The organism is uncultured Enterococcus sp. (assembly GCF_913775425.1).
Lineage (GTDB): Bacteria > Bacillota > Bacilli > Lactobacillales > Enterococcaceae > Enterococcus_G.
This window is the reverse complement of the sequence record NZ_CAJYIS010000055.1, coordinates 20,896-39,446: the sequence shown is the minus strand read 5'-3', so window position 1 is coordinate 39,446 and position 18,551 is coordinate 20,896. Positions and strand designations below refer to the sequence as shown.

At 37.1% G+C, this 18,551-nt stretch carries 14 protein-coding genes; all 14 read right to left on the bottom strand.

The window, feature by feature from the left end; translation table 11 throughout:
* Positions 1-98 precede the first annotated feature (98 nt).
* Positions 99-773: a two-component system response regulator SapR gene (locus tag QZ413_RS06045; RefSeq protein WP_297077520.1), complete on the bottom strand. Its 675-nt coding sequence runs from the start codon at positions 771-773 to the stop codon at positions 99-101.
* Positions 774-884: 111 nt separating this feature from the next.
* A complete protein-coding gene (gene nagB / locus QZ413_RS06040) occupies positions 885-1,592 on the bottom strand; it encodes a glucosamine-6-phosphate deaminase (protein WP_297077518.1) in 708 nt (235 codons plus the stop codon).
* A gap of 81 nt (positions 1,593-1,673) precedes the next feature.
* Positions 1,674-3,173, bottom strand: a complete 1,500-nt coding sequence (locus QZ413_RS06035) for a phosphomannomutase/phosphoglucomutase (protein WP_297077517.1) — start codon at positions 3,171-3,173, stop codon at positions 1,674-1,676.
* A gap of 126 nt (positions 3,174-3,299) precedes the next feature.
* Complete coding sequence (locus QZ413_RS06030) at positions 3,300-5,000, bottom strand: carboxylesterase family protein (protein WP_297077515.1); 1,701 nt, start codon at positions 4,998-5,000, stop codon at positions 3,300-3,302.
* 77 nt (positions 5,001-5,077) lie between these two features.
* Positions 5,078-6,511, bottom strand: a complete 1,434-nt coding sequence (locus tag QZ413_RS06025) for a 6-phospho-beta-glucosidase (protein WP_297077513.1) — start codon at positions 6,509-6,511, stop codon at positions 5,078-5,080.
* A gap of 331 nt (positions 6,512-6,842) precedes the next feature.
* Positions 6,843-7,613, bottom strand: coding sequence for a tyrosine-protein phosphatase (locus QZ413_RS06020; protein WP_297077511.1), 771 nt, complete (start codon positions 7,611-7,613; stop codon positions 6,843-6,845).
* Positions 7,614-7,715: 102 nt separating this feature from the next.
* Positions 7,716-9,188 (bottom strand): helix-turn-helix domain-containing protein, encoded by a 1,473-nt coding sequence (locus tag QZ413_RS06015; RefSeq protein WP_297077509.1) that lies wholly within the window; start codon positions 9,186-9,188, stop codon positions 7,716-7,718.
* A gap of 111 nt (positions 9,189-9,299) precedes the next feature.
* A complete protein-coding gene (locus QZ413_RS06010; RefSeq protein WP_297077508.1) occupies positions 9,300-10,100 on the bottom strand; it encodes a class A sortase in 801 nt (266 codons plus the stop codon).
* Positions 10,075-11,169 (bottom strand): DUF916 and DUF3324 domain-containing protein, encoded by a 1,095-nt coding sequence (locus QZ413_RS06005; RefSeq protein WP_297077506.1) that lies wholly within the window; start codon positions 11,167-11,169, stop codon positions 10,075-10,077. Before QZ413_RS06005 ends, QZ413_RS06010 begins: the two co-directional genes overlap by 26 nt.
* Before the next feature lie 56 nt (positions 11,170-11,225).
* Entirely contained in the window at positions 11,226-12,017 is a 792-nt protein-coding gene (locus QZ413_RS06000) for a WxL domain-containing protein (RefSeq protein ID WP_297077504.1), read from the bottom strand.
* A gap of 3 nt (positions 12,018-12,020) precedes the next feature.
* Positions 12,021-12,800 (bottom strand): WxL domain-containing protein, encoded by a 780-nt coding sequence (locus tag QZ413_RS05995; RefSeq protein ID WP_297077502.1) that lies wholly within the window; start codon positions 12,798-12,800, stop codon positions 12,021-12,023.
* An 18-nt stretch (positions 12,801-12,818) separates the two neighbouring features.
* Positions 12,819-13,568, bottom strand: coding sequence for a WxL domain-containing protein (locus tag QZ413_RS05990; RefSeq protein ID WP_297077500.1), 750 nt, complete (start codon positions 13,566-13,568; stop codon positions 12,819-12,821).
* The gene (locus tag QZ413_RS05985; RefSeq protein WP_297077499.1) at positions 13,565-13,903 is read right to left on the bottom strand and encodes an LPXTG cell wall anchor domain-containing protein; all 339 of its coding nucleotides are present in this window, start codon (positions 13,901-13,903) and stop codon (positions 13,565-13,567) included. Before QZ413_RS05985 ends, QZ413_RS05990 begins: the two co-directional genes overlap by 4 nt.
* Before the next feature lie 14 nt (positions 13,904-13,917).
* Complete coding sequence (locus QZ413_RS05980; RefSeq protein WP_297077498.1) at positions 13,918-18,336, bottom strand: hypothetical protein; 4,419 nt, start codon at positions 18,334-18,336, stop codon at positions 13,918-13,920.
* Positions 18,337-18,551: the final 215 nt, after the last annotated feature.

The window sequence follows — 18,551 nt, the reverse complement described above, 5'->3', positions numbered from 1 at the left end:
AGCCACATGACAAAGATCGTTAATAGAAAAAAAATCAGCCATCCTAGATAAGTCAACCATTGGTCTTTGATATAATTGCGTATCGTCATCATCTATCCTCACGGCACAATATAGCCTTGGCCAACTTTTGTTTCGATATAACCATAAACACCTGCTTGTTCGATTTTGCGACGCAAGCGATTGATATTGACTGTTAGTGTATTGTCATCCACAAATCGTTCATCATCCCACAAAGCACGCAGTAATTTTTCACGGCTTAAAATCTTACCATGATTTTTCATTAAAATATACAAGAGACGATATTCGTTTTTACTTAAATCGACAAGTTCTCCTTTGATCTCCACACTACTATTGTCAACGTTTAATACTAATTCATTGTGTGAAAGCGTTTCTTGATTCGCTTCTACATAATTATATGAGCGACGTAATAATGCATTGATCTTTGCGACTAAGACGTCCAAATCAAACGGCTTCGTTACAAAATCGTCGGCCCCCATGTTCATTGCCATAATCATATCCATATTGGTATTGCGGCTTGAAATAAAAATAATTGGAACTTTTGAGATTTCACGGATTTTTTGACACCAATAATAGCCATCAAAAACAGGTAAATTGATATCTAATAACACAAGTTGTGGTTGCTCTGTTTGAAAATCATCAAATACTTTTTGAAAATCAGTCGTACCGCATGTTTCAAATTGCCATTTTTCAAGTTCTTCGCTGATCAATTCGCGAATTACTTTTTCATCTTCTACAATCATAATTTTTGCCATGATAACATCCTCCTTTAATCCTCAAAACTTTCTGCCAATCTACAGTTACAATTGGTATTCTTCATTATTGTAACAAAAAAAAGAAGGAGATGCTCTCCTTCTTTACTCAAATTATCGATTTAATTCACAAGTTGCGTCTTCATCGGCAATAATCGTCACATTTGGATGTTTTTGTAACACGCTCGCAGGTAAATCTTCAGTGATCGGTCCTTCGATCATCCCTTTGATCGCTTGTGCTTTGCTTTTACCAAATGCAAGCAACACGATTGCTTTACTTTGCATAATCGATTGAATTCCCATCGAAATCGCTCTAGTCGGTACGTCTTCAATTTTATCGAAATAACGTTGATTTGCTTTTATCGTCGATTCAGTTAATTCGACCACATGCGTTGGCGTATCAAAAGGTGTATTCGGTTCATTAAATCCGATATGTCCATTACGTCCGATTCCTAAAATCTGTAAATCGACTGGATGATTCGTTAAAATCTCTTCATATCTTTGGCATTCTTGATTTAAATCTTCTGCTTTCCCATTTGGGATATAGCTTTCTTTAAATGGTTTTTTTGCAAATAAATGTTCATGCATGTACATATGGTAACTTTGAGGATCAGTCGCTGAAAGTCCAACATATTCATCTAAATTAACGGAAGTAAGTGCCGAAAAATCTAAATCACTGGCAACCATTTCTTGATATAACGTTTCAGGAGTACTCCCAGTTGCTAATCCCATCGTTTGTAAGCCGTTATCCATTGCATTTTGCACCAATTCAAAAGCTTTTTTGCCACCTTCTACTGCATTGTTTACTTGAATAAGTTTCATTTCGTTGCACCTCTCTTTTTGGTATATACCAAATTTATCATATCCCTTTAAAAAATGCAAGTATTGTCTAGACCATTTTGACTATTCCGCCAAAAAAGTCGTCATATTCGTTTGATCAATCATTGGAAATTGAGCAATTTGCTTTGCAATAAGCGCGGCGATCGTTTTCAAATGCCCCTTTTCATCGTTTTCCATCTGCAATACAAGTAACGGTTCATGCAAACTCAAACGAAGCAAGAACCAACCTGATCCGTACGGTGCACTGATTTTCATACGGATTCCTTCTTCATTTTCTGGATCTAAAGTAAAGCCAAGTTCAGTAAATGACTGGAAAGAATCAATAACTTTTTGACCGTTTACTCTCGCTTCTTCTGTGATTAAAAAGCGGATCTCTTTTGTTTCTGCAGGTTGTTTTAAATCTGCCATTAAGTCGTCTAAACTTTTTTGTTGTTCGACTAATGTTGGTAGCAACATTAAAATCTTGGCGATTACATAGGCACCATCATCTAAGAAATAATTTTCTTTAAAGGCTGCATGACCACTTGTTTCGATCGCTAGTTGACAATCGATACCTTGTTGATTTAAAGCGACTGCTTTGTTGATAACGTTGCGGTATCCTGAAATATAACGAACTTGTTTACCACCAAGGGATTCGATAAAGGTTTTTAGATGATCTGAGGTTGGTGAATTCGTTACGATACTTGTACCTGGATATTCGCCTAAAATAATTTGGCTTAAAACAGCAATCAAGTTGTTACGATTCATCACAGCTCCCGATTTCGTGACAACGGCTGAACGATCGACATCTGTATCAAAAATCACACCTAGATCAGCATGATGGGTCAAAACAGCTTCTTTGATACTAGCCATGGCTTCTTTATTATCGGGATTTGGGATATGATTTGGAAAAGCGCCATCAGGTTCTAAAAATTGTGAACCAGTAGTATCTGCACCTAAAACTTCTAGTACTTTTTTTGCAAAAAAGCCTCCCGCGCCATTACCCGCATCGACTAAAATATGCCAACCAGATAATGGTTGATTGGTTGTAGCATTCATTCCTTGTTTGATTTTTTCTACTAGATCATTTGCATATGGCGTTAAAATATCGGCTTGTTGAACCGTACCCTGTTGCGATATACCTTGGACTTTAGCATGTTCTAAAATAAAGCGAATATCACTTTTTTCTGCTCCGCCATCACGACTAAAAATTTTGATTCCATTGAAATAGTAAGGTAAATGGCTTGCAGTAAACATGATTCCTGCATCACAATCAAATTCTTTAAATTGAGTCGCCATAAACATGGCTGGTGTCGTAGCCATTGCAAAATCAACTACTTCAACACCTTGTAGCACTAGGGCTTTAATAAATGCTGTCACTAAATTCGGTCCGCTCAAGCGACTATCGCGACCAACACCGATTTTTAAAGGCTGTGATATTTTTTTGTGTTCATTTAACCAAGAAACAACTCCATACGCAATCGCTTCAACAGCTGCTGGTGTTAAATTGGCTTGATGTTCTTTTGTCTCAATTGCAATCCCTCTAATATCTGATCCATTTTGTAATGCGAATAATTCCTCCACAATAAAGAACCTCCTTGACTAAACTTGATTTTAGTTTTTATTACTATAATGATAGTGTACCTTACTTTTAAACATATAGATACGAAAAAACATGCTCTTGTTTAATAAAGAGCATGTTTTTTCGTATCACTCGTTTAGCTGATCCAATCGTTCACTAAACCATCGACCGTTTAGTACTTGTTTGATTAATACTTGTTTTTCTTCACTAGAAATACTGGTATCTTGCTCCATTTCGCGTAAGACATCTTCATACGTATAGCTTTTTTTCTCGACTGTTGCAATAACATTTTCTTTATCTGCGTCTAAGTATAAAATATCTCCGTCTGATTGGTTCCAAGGCTGCCACTTGATTCCCTTAAAATCTGGATTTCCTGTTTGAATAAATGAAAATAGAGTTTGTTGGAAATCATCACTCAAAGTTTTCGCACCCACTGAATTGTACCCATCTTTCACTAAAGCATCATAATTATGATTATCTTGATCTAACAATGGAACAAATACACCATGAAACGAGCCGATTTTCGCCATCTCTTCCCCAACAACAGCTGCATTTTGTCCAAATAAAAGCTCCATTGCATAGATTGGTTTTTGATATTTCGTACCTAATGTCTCAGCCGACTCTTGTACATTAAATAAACTATATAATTCTCCACCATATTTATTGATAAAATCATACTGCGCTTTGATGTTAGGATCTGTATCGATGCGACCATCAGCAATATATTCAGCAAAGTAGGAATCAAAGCGACCAAATAATGAAAATTCACGATCGCCTGTAATCATTAACAACGGGACATCATTTTTGATTTCACCTTGAAATCCTTCTTTAGGTAAAACTACTCCATCATTATACAGATGAGGAAAGACACGCATACGAATCCCTGCATTTCCCATTAATGGTGCTAAACGTTTGCTATCTAATCCATATAAATAATCCTTCACCTTTGTATCGTCTTGTAACAACCAACTTTTTGCTTCTTCATTTGAAGTAGCCAATTGATCTTCTACAACCAATGGTGCTAATGCTTCTGCAAAAATTTCTTGACTCTCTGCTTCGTCCGCAATCGTCATCCCACCACTAAATGAGATCGCCTTTTGAAACTTCCCTTCAAAAATAGGAGACATCAACATCGCCATAACATCACGTCCACCTGCTGAAAACCCTGAGATCGTGACATTTTCTGGATCTCCACCAAATGCTGCAATATTTTGTTGGATCCATTCTAAAGACTTGTTCAAATCCAATAAACTATAATTACCTGAATTTTCAAGCTCCGTACCATGTTTCAAAGCAGGTAAGGGATTAAAGCCTAAAACTCCTAGACGATAGTTTACTGAGACCATGATTGCATCATGTGTTTTGACAAAAGAGGCGCCTGAAAGCTCTTGAGCATTTCCAGTTTGATTATTTCCACCATGAACATAGACTAATACTGGAAGTTTATCTTTATTCGTATCTGTGCGATAGATATCTAAATTTAAGGCGTCTTCACTACCAATGATCCCATCTGCAGAAGCTTGAATCGCTACATTTCCTGGTGCAGTCGCTTTTTTTATTCCCTCCCATGATTGAGGGTCTTGAGGTTCTTTCCAACGGTTGCTACCTGACGGATCGGCTGCATAAGGAATACCTTGCCACAACCGTACACCATCTTGAATCGATCCTTCGACTTTTCCATATTTCGTTGTAACAATAGTTTCTTTATTTTCTGCATGCTGTTGTGTTGTTTCTTGTGTCGGTTCTTCTTTGGTTGTCTGTTGACATCCAGCAAGTATCCCCGTAAAAAATATACCGCTTACAATTAAACCAACTGTTAATTTTTTCATCTTCTTAGCTCCTTATTTTCTAAAATGATCAAAAAACAAAAAGCGCTCCTAAAAGAAAAGGAACGCTTTTTACTTGTCTAATTATTGCTTAAATCTTCACCGTTCGTTGCAATCACTTGTTTATACCAATCAAATGATTTTTTCTTCGAACGTTTTAAGGTTCCATTTCCTTCATTGTCACGATCGACATAGATAAAGCCATAACGTTTTTTCATTTCACCCGTTCCAGCACTCACTAAATCGATACAGCCCCAAGTCGTGTACCCTAAAAGATCGACACCATCTAATTCTACTGCATCCTTCATCGCTTGGATATGTGCTGCTAGATACTCGATACGGTAATCATCAATGACATTTCCGTTTTCATCAGGTGTATCGACAGCTCCTAAACCATTTTCTACAATAAATAATGGTTTTTGGTAACGATCATATAGATCATTCATCGTCACACGTAAGCCTAACGGGTCAATCTGCCAACCCCATTCACTAGCTTCTAAGTAAGGATTTTTAACAGAGGCAAAGATATTTCCTGCTGTTTGCTCATTGATTTTTGGATCAGTCGATTGTACACGTGAAGAATAATAAGAGAATGAAATAAAATCAACTGTATGTTCTTTTAATAACTCTAAATCGCCGTCTTCAATCGGTAATTCAATTCCTTTACGTTCTAGTTCTTTTAATGCATAAGCTGGATATTCTCCGCGCGATTGGACATCGATAAAGAAGAAATTCTCACGATCTGCTTTACGTGCTGCCCATACATCTTCAGGTTTACATGTATACGCATAATTTGTACCTGCTGCTAACATACAACCAACTTGATTTTCAGGATCGACTTCGTGTGCAATTTTAGTTGCTACTGCACTTGCTAATAATTCGTGATGTGCTGCACGGTATTTTACTGCTTCTGGATCTTCGCCTTCTTCAAAATAAAGACCAGCCCCCATAAATGGTGCATGTAAGATCATATTGATCTCATTGAACGTCAACCAGTATTTTACCAAGCCTTTATAGCGTGTAAAAATCGCACGGCATAAGTTTTCATAAAAGCCAACCATCTCACGACTACGCCAAGCTCCGTATTTTTCAACTAAATGCATTGGACAGTCAAAGTGTGTGATCGTTACTAGCGGTTCGATCCCATGTTTGTGACATTCTTTAAATAAATCTTCATAGAATTGTAGACCATCTTCGTTTGGCTCTGTTTCATCACCTAATGGGAAGATTCGACTCCAAGCAATCGACAAACGATAGGTTTTAAATCCCATTTCCCCAAATAAAGCAATATCTTCTTTGTAATGATGATACATATCGATCGCTTCTTTTGCTGGATAAAAATGTTCATCGTCAAAATCAAACATTTTCATTTCTCCTGTAATAACTGGGAAACGGTCTTTTCCAACTGGTGCTAGATCAACGTTAGCTAGACCACGTCCGCCTTCATTATAGCCACCTTCACATTGATTGGCCGCAGTTGCGCCGCCCCATAAAAAGTCTTCTCTAAATCCCATGAACTCGATCTCCTCTACATTTTGATTGAAGAAACTGTATACAGCTTCCTAATAATTTGCCCTAATCAATTTGAGTGGGCCGATGGATAAGCTTCTTAGATAACAAAAAACCTAATTTTTTAGACACAAAGAGACCTGAAAAAATCCACTCCCTAGGTTATCTAAAAAATCAGGTTTAGCTTGTATCTAAACAATCACTATCCATCATTTCTACTCTTTTACTATAACGAATAATACAGTAAAAGTCAACGCTTTCAAAAATCATCTATTTCATTTTATTTATTTTAAACCTAAACTTTAAGATACTATCTTCTCTATTGACCAAATATCTTTAAGTAAGATAAATTGCTTGAAGATGGCGTTTTTCATTAGGTGTAAGTTGTAAAGCTTGGGTCAAAAAGTTCTCAGTACTTCCATAGCTTGTCATCATTTGATCAAAACTAGCATCTAAGTATTCCTTTTTGGCCATAAAAAAGACGGGTAATTCATCTAGGATCGTTTGTGGTAAATTCAATCCACTCACTTGTTCGTGCATTTGTGCTACACTTTTTGTTAGATACGTGTTTGTTCTCAAGTAATCCGCTACGATCGTGTCATAATCGACATCCATCAAAAGTAAAAATAACGCTGCAGCAAATCCTGTACGATCTTTTCCAGCCGTACAATGAAATAAAATGCTTTGATCTGGAGCATCATTTTTTAATAGCATATCGATATACATACGATACGTTGTGTGCGCTTGCTCATTTGTAACAAATCCACGATATAATTCAATCATGATCTCATCAGCCGTTTTCCCAGTTTTTAATTGTTCCATTAGAGCTTGTGGCGAAGCAGACGTATCAAAAACTGGCAAAAAGTAATTTAAAACGCCACAAGGTGTGGCATCTGGATTTTGTTCGCGTTCTTCTTTTGAACGAAAGTCGATGATCTTACGCACACCATACGTATAAAGTAATTCCTGGTCCTCTTTTGACAATTGACTCAAATCAGCCGAGCGAACCAATTTCTTTAGACGTGTCACGTTTCCTGTCTTGGTTTGATAACCACCCATATCACGAATATTCTCAGCATGTTGTAATTGGATAATTGTTTGCATCATACGCCACTCCTTCTTTTTCTATCCCTATCATACTCATTATTTGCATATTTTCCATGGGATTAAAAGAAGTTTTTTCGAACAAGTTTGTAAGGTGTTGATGCCTTATTTTTTATTGAAAAAATCAAACAACGCCTGACGGATCGTCGACATATCTTCTACTAAAAATGCTGATGTAACAAAACAGCGAATCAGTTTCTCATTTGCTTGTTTAGAAACACGATGTTCATATTGATTTAGATGGATCATAATATCTGGTGCATCATAGTCAAACGAAATATTATAGAGATAAGAAAAAGATTCTCGTACGATATTTTCGGCGGTTCGAATTTCTAAAATCGTCCGTGCTCCGTAAAATCCTACGTTGATTTTGCGTTCCCTAAAAGACAAACTGGTCAAATAAGCGACTAGTTTCCCATAATTTCTTTGTAAAACTTCGATTGGTCCAATGATATGTTGTGGATACGTTTGTTCTAGTTTTTTTAAATAATTCGCTAATTGTGACATTAGTCTAGGTACTCGAATATCTAATTCCCGATAATGAATCGAATTGATCCAATTTGGAAAAAGCCAATCATTTAAATGGATCGTGATAAAAAAAGGATAAAGTTCTTTATGATCAGATCGTGCGATTGGAACGATTTGATTGGAAAAATCAGTAATAGCAGCCTGTAAAAATTGATTCAAAGGTAAAGGTAACTTCCTCATCAATTGTAAGACTTGTTCTCCTTTTTTACGCATATAAAAAAAATCCTTGGCTAAAATTTGAAATACCAAATATGCGTGTTCAGTATTGGATAAACGAAAATGATAGGTTGGTATCAGTTGCTTTTGAACAATCTCATCTGCTAGCTCCAAGTTTTGTGCTAATATAGAGGATAATTTAACCTTATAACCCAATTTAACACGAGTCATTTGGATAGCAATATCGTATTTGATTGTTTGGATCACTTCTGACTCTCTTGCTGTTTTATATTTAAACTCTGCTAATTCAAATGTTTCTTCGATAAATTGATCGACTTGTTGTTCATCCACTAACTCAAATGGCCATGGAGAAGACTCGTATAAATTCATTAATGAATCACGTGCCAAACGTCTGATAATCGCTTCTTCGCCGACTAACTCTAATTCTCCTTGCGATGTTTTGATCGTCAATGCATAAGAAGCTAATAACTTTCGCATCGTACTGAGTCGCCGTTTTAATGTCGAATCTGAAAGATAAAATTCATCCATGAATTGAATCCGATTCACACGTTTTCCTAAGATCAAACGTACGCCTAATTGGACAACTGCACATTGTTGTACAATAAAATTACGCAAAAATCGATACTCATTAATGTCTTCTATTTCCCATTTGATGAAATGATCATCTAGTCTAAAATGAATCGATGCTACTTTACTTTGTTTAATAAAAAAAGCGATTCTTTCGCTATAGCGTAGAAGTGTTTTTTCACTCATATCTAATTGATGTGCTAATTCTCTTAAGGATATCTCTTGTTCCACGTGCTCTAGTGCATTTAAAATAGAAATGATTCTTTCGATCTCAGGATCATAAAGTTGTAGCAATTCACTTCCCATATTCTTTCTCCTTTGTATAAAATAACAAAATAAAATAGATTACATTTGTATATTACTCTATAACGAATATTATTAAAATAAAAATAAAGGTATATGGATATTCATATACCTTTATTTTAGATAATATTTAAATAACGTTCTGTTTAATAAAAATATACAAATTATTACGATTAAAATAACTATATACATTATTTTTAGATTTCCTGTTTGTTTATGCTGATATATCCGTACTTCTTTTCTTTGCATTTCGTATGCAGTAGTCGTTACTGCTTTTTCTTTTGCAATCGGATAAGCTCGAATCAAATAGCGTTGACTAGTTAACACAGGGGTTGGGCAAGTAAAAATGGTTAGCATCGGTTCAGCACTTGGTGCAAGTACATCAAGATCACGCTCATCAATCAGCACTGTTTCACTTATTTTATATGTTCGTTCTTCATCGAGATACATGACCTTGATTTCTTGTCCAACTTGCGCTTTAGTCACTAACTGTCCAAATAATAAGGATTCTAACCCTAAATGATGACCAAATACTACTAGATTATCTGTCGCTAAACTTCTTTTTGGAAACATGACCACCCCACCATAGAATAAATTTTGGTTGGTGATCCCAATATATAAAGGTTGAATCCAGTTGATTTCAGGAATTTGGATCGAACCATACATTGTGAGTTCTTTAGGCAACACTTGTTGAAGACTGTCTGTCAACGAAAGACTGTGGATCATTTCTTCATTTGGAATTTTTTTTGGTAGTTCCATAGAATAATTTACAAGTGGTTGAGTCGCAATCTGATAGCTAATGACGCGTTCTTTCCATAAAGGATATGTCATTAGCAATATACTGATAAGCATCAGTCCTGTAACCAACCATTCGCTAAGAATATAAGAACTATTTTTCCTCGTTTGTTTTTTCATCCTTTTGCTTCTTTCGTTTCCAAATCAAGAAAATAATTAATAAAGCAATGATCAACAACAATAATCCAATGACCCAATAAAGCCAACTCGTATCATTTTCTTCAATCGTCACATCTTGTTTATTGTATTGTTTAGCTAGTTCTCCGCTGATTGAAAAATCTTTATCAAATTCCCATTGATTCAAAAAAGTTAGCGTCTTTCCGTCTTTTCCTGCCACAGAAACGGTTCCCTCATCCGACTTATTTCCGTAGGCCATTAAATGCAAGTGATAATTTCCAGGTTCTAATTTTTGACCATTCAACGAAACTGGATAAGAAAAATTGGAATTTGGTGCCATTTGAAGTCCTTGCGCATCGATACTATATTTTATTTCCGGATTATCTTTATTCGTAATTTCCCCGACCAATTTCAGTTGATTTAAATAGCGTGATACAGGATTTTGTAGCGTCATTTCAATCACATTACGTGCATTGACTTGATTCGCAGCAACATCTAATAAATTCAATTTAGGCTCAACAACAGTTTCGTTTTCTCTCATCAATAACGCAATAACATAAGAATATTCATTTTTAATTGCTAGTCCTTTTTCTTCAGAAGTAGCTTTAGTCTCTGCTTGTTTCTCTTTGAATGTGATTCCACCAGCCATGACTCCATCGAATGCTTCACTTGGCATCGTGAGTGCAACAGGGACTTCGACAACCGATTTCGCTGGTAAGTTGATTTCCTTTTCAATAGTCGCATAATCCTTGAGATTATACTTTAAACTTTCGTCTGTTTTAATGGCATTTTGACTGTACTCTACTACTCCATTTAAATTTGTAGTCGCACTATTGATGCTCGCTTCAATCGTCACAGCTTTGTCAGTGTCATTTTTTAGTTGAACCTTAAGGGTTTGCTTTTGGCTAGGTGATAATTTTAAATCGAAGTAGGATTTTTCTTTATCTAGTTGATTATCTGGTATGACTGGATTAACTGCGAAATTAAATTCAGAGGCCTGAACTAAACTAGGGATTATCCAAAGTAAGGTACATATACCTAAAGCATAAATTAATTGGTTTAATTTCATCATCGCTCACTCCTTGTTATGTACTGAAAAAGGAGTCTCCTCCTTTTTCAAATAATGCATTATGTCGTCGGCTCTTCATTGGCAGGAATTTCCGATAGTGTCCAAGTAAATGTCGTCGTATATTCTGTGGCATATTTAGTAGTCGAACCTGGAACTTCTAGCGTAATACTCTCTGCTGCTGAAGCACTATCTCCCCATGCATGTAAATAAGTTCCAGCGCCTTGTCCATTCTCAGCTGACATCACCAATGATTCTACACCATAGTTTTCTGAAGACGTATCATCTGATGCTGGAACCAATGTGATGATTTCATTACCCGTAGGTGCTGCAGAACTCGAATTCGTTACTATATGTCCGTTGTTTAACACAATCTTTGCTCCAGTCAATTCTTTCCCGTTAGCATTTTTAAATTGACCGTTTTGTTTTACTTTTAGTGTCCAACCGCTTTCTTTCCCACGATTATCAGTTACCTGAACATAGTTAGGACCTTCTGTTTTTTCATTGTCTTTGGTTGTATATTTTTGCGTCTCAGCATGGTAGACCTCTGTCGTTGAAGTGATTTTTTGTTCTCCAAATTGCAAACTAGATGCAAAATCGATTGATAATGGTCCTGCTGTTCCTGGTTTAGCTTCTCCCCCCTCGCCGTTTTCACCAGGATTGGTCGGATCAGTTGGTGTGATTGGATTTTCTGGTTGTAGCGGATCAACTGGTTTGGTAGGATCAGTATTTGCTGTAAATGTCACGGCTCCATTTGACGTATAGACAGCTCCTGTTTCCTCCGCAAAAGCTATCGTGGGTAAGACCATAGTACTCATAAGTAATCCTGTAAATACTATTGCTGCTTTTTTCATTTTTTATTCCCCCTGTTCATTTGTTGGTACATCAGTTAATGTCCAAGTCAGTGTCGTTGCATAAGATACTGCATCCTTTGGTGTATTCCCTGGTACAGTCAATGCAATTGCCTTAGTAATATCTGTTGTAACATCGTTGTTATCCGCATCTTTTTCAGTCACTGTTTCTACCGTACCAAAAGCATCCACCCAAGTTCCAGCACCTGCATTTTTGGCTGCTGTCATTACTAAAGACTCCGCTCCATTTGGATCAAGTGTGATTGTTGATTGCGCTGTTGGTGCCGTTACGTTCATAGTTGCAGAATCCACTTTAGGATCGGTTAAAACAATGACTGATCCTGTTAGAACTTTGTTTAACGTATCGTCATTTTTAAATTGTCCATTTTGTTTAAGTGTTAAGGTCCAGCCTGCATTCGAACCACGATTATCTGAGATTTGAACATAGTTTGGTGTAACTAGATCCTCTTTATATTTTTGTGCACGTGCATAATAAGTTTGTGTTTTATTGGAAATCTTATTCATCCCAAAATCAAAACTTGAAGCATAGTCGATCGATAAAGGTCCTTTGGTTCCTGGTGTTGGATCTGTCCCATCTGGATTAACTGGATTAACTGGTTTATCAGGATCAGGATTGGTCGGATCTACTGGATTAGTCGGATCGGTACTAGGCATAAATTTTACCGTACCATCGGTTGTGTATGTTCCGCCATCTTCTGCAAATACAAACTGAGTACTACATAATGTCAATCCTAACCCCAAACAAAGTGCAATCGTCTTTTTCATATCTATTTCCTCCCTAAATTATAAATTTTCTGGTGTACTAGCCAAAGTCCAAGTCAATGTTGTAGTATATTCTTTAGCCAATTTTACTGATTTACCTGGAATACTAAGTTTGACACTATTCGCACCTGTTTTTTCATCCCCTAAGCGGTACAACCACGTTCCCATACCTTGTTTTTGTGCCGCTGTCATAATTGTTGTAGCTGTTCCAGGAATTAAGGCTGTTTCTGTTTCCCCTTCGTTAATTGTCGGTGCATAAGTTTGATCTACAGCTGATACTGCCATAGCATTAGCAAAACTAAGTGATGCTCCCTCCAAAGGTTCATTTTCAGCCGTTTGAAACTGTGCCATCTGAGTCACTGACAATACCCACCCCATTTGAGTTCCACGTTTATCGGTTACTTGGATATAGTTAGGCCCAGTTGTGAGTTCAGTACTCCCCTGTTTTTTATAACTTTGAAGTGCCGCATAGTAATTCTCATTTGTTGTGGTGATTTTTTGTGTACCAAATAAGAAGTCAGAAGCAAAATCAAGCGAGAGCGGTCCAGGAGTTCCTTTATCTGGATCTACTTCATTTCCCTCTGGATCAGTTGGTGTTACGGGTTGATCTGGGTTTAAAGGATCAACTGGTTTCGTTTGAGAACTGTCCTCTTCAAACGTCACACTACCTTTAGAAGGATAGGTTATCTCATCTGCCCAAATATTAGATCCATACCCTAATAAGCTCCCGAATACCAACAGACTACTCCATAAAACTAAATGCTTTTTCATTTTATTTCCTCCCTTTTTCTTTGAATCAATATACTTAAACCTAGTGATAGCAATAATCCTATAAAAGAAACTATATACTCTGATTTACTTCCTGTGGATGGTAAGATTCCATACCCTTCTTGATTGGTTTGTTGGCTGCCTGTAATGGGAAATTTTGTACTCGGTAGACTGGAATCACTTGTTTCTATATGATCAGATGACGTATTTGTTTCTGATTCATATACCCCATAAAATCCAGCTTGTCCTGTAGTTGAATAATCGTTACCATCGGCCGTCACCACCATCGGGAAAAAAAGGCCAATTAGAATCAAACATCCTATATACTGTTTTTTCACTTTTAGCTCCTCCTTTACTCATTTCCCGGTGCATCAACAAGTGACCAAACTAAAGTACCTTCGTATGCTCCCTTTTTTTGTTGTTCGACTGGTACAGTCAACTGTATTCCTTTTTTATTTTCTTTTGACCAATCAGTATTGATCTCATAAGTTTTATCTTCTGGTGTATCCGTAGTATAAATCGGTACAGCTCCTTCATTTAACTCGATAATATTCTCTTGATCTTGATAGAATAAAACACTTTCTAAATAATCATTTGAATTTGACTTATTCGTCAATGGTCTCGTTTGAGTCACCATTAGCTGCCATGGCGAATGTTGTTTCCCACGTGTATCACGTACCAGTAAATTATCAGATAAGTTCGACCAGTAAGTCATTGTTTTTGTAGTTACTTTTTGCGTTCCAAAATCAATAGAAGCCGGTGTTTCCAGTAATTCTAAAACCCCATAAACGTAGACATTGATATCTTTAAAAAGTGTCTTCTCACCTAATGTGTACGAGTAAGTTGCTTTAACTTCGTTTGGTAATTGATCTGCTGTCGTTTGTTGAATCGTAGTAAATGTATCTTTGGGCAATTGAGCACTCGTATTTTCAGTATTATCTGCGAAAATAACCGTTGCTTTAGTAAACTGATCGAGATCACTTTGATCATTCAGCGCATTTGCTTGCATCTTTGGTAGCTGTATATCTTGAGCGTAAACTGCAAATTGTTGATCATCTGAAATAACCGCATTATTGGATACTACGACCAAGTTACGTGTTTGAGACTGTTGATTTTCACTAGTTGTTCCTGCCTTATACGTAATTGGATATTTTTTTGAAGATTCATTCTCAGTGAAAGTAGTTGCTTTGATTTCTTCAAACTGTTCTTGGGTCAAACTACTTGTAAAAAATGGACGACCTTTAGCATTCATCAAGGAAACGACTTCATCGATATTTGTTAACTTTTGTGCTTGATCTTGAGTCATGATGACGTTGCGAGAAGTCAATTCGACTTTATTTGAATAAACGATCTTCACTTGATAACTATACTCGCCACTTGGTGATTTCCAGTCTACGGAACTAGAGTCCGCTTGTTCAGCAACCGTTGTAGGTGCTTCATTAACTTTAGTCGTCGTGATTGCACCTTGATACAACCAAGAACCAGTTGTTTTAGTCTCTGGTTCAAAAGTTAAAGTGGGGATGATCGATGTTGAATAAGGGATGATTAATCTCCCTTTTTGAACTCTCGTTGCCGCAATTTCCGTTCCCCAAGCTTGTAGTGTAAGAGGTTCATTATTGGCTTTTACTTGTGTTACATCGTGGAAAATATTACCTGTTCCTTCAACAATGCCTGGTTGCTCTACCTCGTAATCGATAATCGAGCCAGGGATCGCGACCCCATAACCATTAGTCGATCCTGTAATGTCATTGTCTCCGACATAAGTTTTACCGGTTGCTTTTTCGATCCCTTTAAAATTTCTAGGCCCAATTTTAGTGGCATTTGTTTTAACGGGATTGATCGTTAGTACTTGGTATCCTTTTAATTTCCCAAAATATGTTCCTGTAATATCTAATAAGGCTGTTGTATTGGTCGTATTTTTAATCCAAGTCAGTCGATCCGTTTCAATGTTAGGCGTTTCAAAATCTGCTAGATTAATCTTCCCTGTGCCTTGAGGAGACTCGATCGTTCCTTCGTCTTGAACTGTCAACTTGCTTCCTGATAAATAATTACTTGCATTGGCAATCCCTAAACCAGAATTTTTACTTAATGTAATCGAGCCAAAATTATTATATGTCGTACTATGATTTGCTGCTGTTGCTCCACCACCATTTAAAATATTTCCGCCATTAGCAAAAATTTTTAATCCATTAGTCACATTTAATTCATTGAAATTGATGATTCCTTTTCCCGTTATATTGATGGGGTCCGTCTGATATTGATCAGTGCCATCAATATTGTTCCCAAAATTATATCTGACTTGATTTGTTGAATTGGCTACAATGGTATTGGTAAAATTATCATCAGCGTTCCCACCAGATAATCCATTGATTTGATTTGCTCCTTGAATATTCGCTTCGACATTACGCAAGATTTTTCCATTTACGATGTTTGAATACTGTGTAGCATAAAGCGTCCCAATATTTGAACCTGCAGCTTGAATGTTCATTTTGATCGAACCACTTTTTGTATTGTTTCCTGAAGTTCCACCACCATCACCATAAATCGTTGCTCCATTTAGCGAATCGACACCTGGTTTTGTAAAAATATTCATTGTGATCGTATTTTGTTCATTTGTTCCTAAATTTGTATTGACACCATACGGACGTCCTCCAGTAATATACGTGCCTGTTGGTAACTTAAACTCTTTGTCCGATTTGCGTAGATCTATAGTCAAACTCGTATTTCCAAGTAAATAACCGCTATTCGTTACCCCACCTGAAAATCCATTATTACCTGTGCGTGGCGTCCCTGAAAAGTCGCCTCCATAAACGTACATCTCACCATTTCCTGTTACCGTATGCGAACCTGCAACTCCATAAGTCGCTCCCATAGATGCATTGATCGTCCCGTCATTCACTACCACTTTAGCATTCCCGACAATTTTCGAGTCGTCCCAACCACCACCTGTTAAAAACCAATCGACTTGTCCGTTGTTTACTACTGAACTTCCATTGCCATATACGCGAGCTCCATTATATCCAGTTCCTTCCATCGTATCGATCAACCCACTATTTAGAGTATGAGAAGAATTCCCTTCAATCACCCCGGTAAAAGAACCTCCATATGTCCAACGAGCTACGGCATTATTAATTACTAATTTAGTATTGCCTTTAATGTACATATCCCAACGACCATTTCGTACAGGATCGCCTCCACCGCCTACGATATCCCAATTTGTGTTATACCCTCTAGTTTTATTAGAAGTTGAATATTCTAAAGAATAAGTCGGATAACTTCCGCGATAGACCATGCCGGCGCCTCCTGGTTTTCCATCTTCATTCAATACTCCGACTTCGATCGTTGTATCGCCTTCGACATATCCTCCACGTCCTGCGGCTGTAGTGTAATATGAATCGCCACGAATAGCATTATTGCTGACAGAACCACCTAATAATTTAGTTGAGATATTTCCAAATACTTTGAAATTTGCGGCTTTTTTCGCTATTTCTGCTCGTTGCTCTGGTGTACTAGCATCATAGGTAGTTTCGTTGTTTGCCCCCATTGAACTTTGTGATAACACAGCAATATCGTTACCACCTCCACCGTTTATGTCACCTAAACTGCCGGATAAGTACGTACCTGCAAGAACTTGATTCGTGATATTTCCATAGATCGTTCCTTGATTACGATTACCACCTTCAAACTCAGCTTGGCCTGATTTATATTGACTAGTATCAAAATTAGTGATAATCGCATCCTGGTTTCCACTCTGACCAATATCACCATAGTTCGACCCACCAGTGAACCTTTGGCCGTTCCCCGTCCATCGACCATATCCTGAGATCGTGTTCAGAATCGTATGTTGAATCGTTCCATAATTCACACCACCGACATAACTTCCTAGACGAAAATTGGTTGCTGCATTTACAATATTAATACTGCTAGTGACCGTTCCTGTAACGTTTGCTGAATTAGAGGCACTCTCACCATAGCCTCCCCCATAGTAGGTATTCAAAGTTCCATTTATATCGATGATTTTTGTGGTGACATTTCCATCGATCGTGCCGACTCGTGCGCCTCCATAAATCCCTGAAATATTCCCACTTGTTTGATTGACTACTATCGTTGGATTCCCAGTTAACGTCCCGCCATTATTGTTACCACCATAAAGTGTCCACGTTCCGCTTCCTGTGGTATTTATCGTTATTGTTGGATTTCCTGTTAGATTTCCACTGTCTGTTCCACCAAAGACCGTGAATCCATTCCCCACGGCTCCACCATTTGTCGTAAGATCATAACCATTTAGGTATAGCGTTGTTCCACGATAATCGATATTTCGTAGATTGATGTTCGAACCAAAATAAGTATTCGTAGGCAAATTCAGTATTTTCGTATTGGCTACTAAACTTGTTGATGAAGAAATTGGATCATCAGGATGTGCCGTCAGTGTCAAACGTCCAATTTTGTCTTTTAACGCATAAAAAGTCATTGATGAAGCATCTGGTGTTGCTGGGATTGTTTTAGCCATCGTACTTGCAGACAACGTAAGGTTTGAACCGAAATACAGTACATAATCTTGTTTTGTCGGTTGCTGGTATAAGTCAAACAGAGCTTGCTTCACTCCGGCTTCATTACTGTTGTATTCTTTGTAGATTTCTCCACTAGGTCCCGGAACTAAAATAACTTTTGTCTTATCTGCTGTAGCGATTGTTGCTGCAATCGAAGTATCTTCTGTTGCTACATTCCGTGCTTGTTTATTTTGTAAGATCTGACTATCCGTCTTTTCCAATCCTTTTACATCTATAGTTATTGCGCTACTTACAAACATTAATAAAAGACTTAAAGCAACTATCAAAAAAAGTACACTTATTCTTCCTTTCTTCATTTTTAATCCGCCTCCCCAAATAACGTTTATACTATCTAAACCATATGTTATCACCTTAAAATATTAGGAAAGCTCAATTTTTCCACAAAAAATTGAAAAAAATGGACAAAAAAACACTT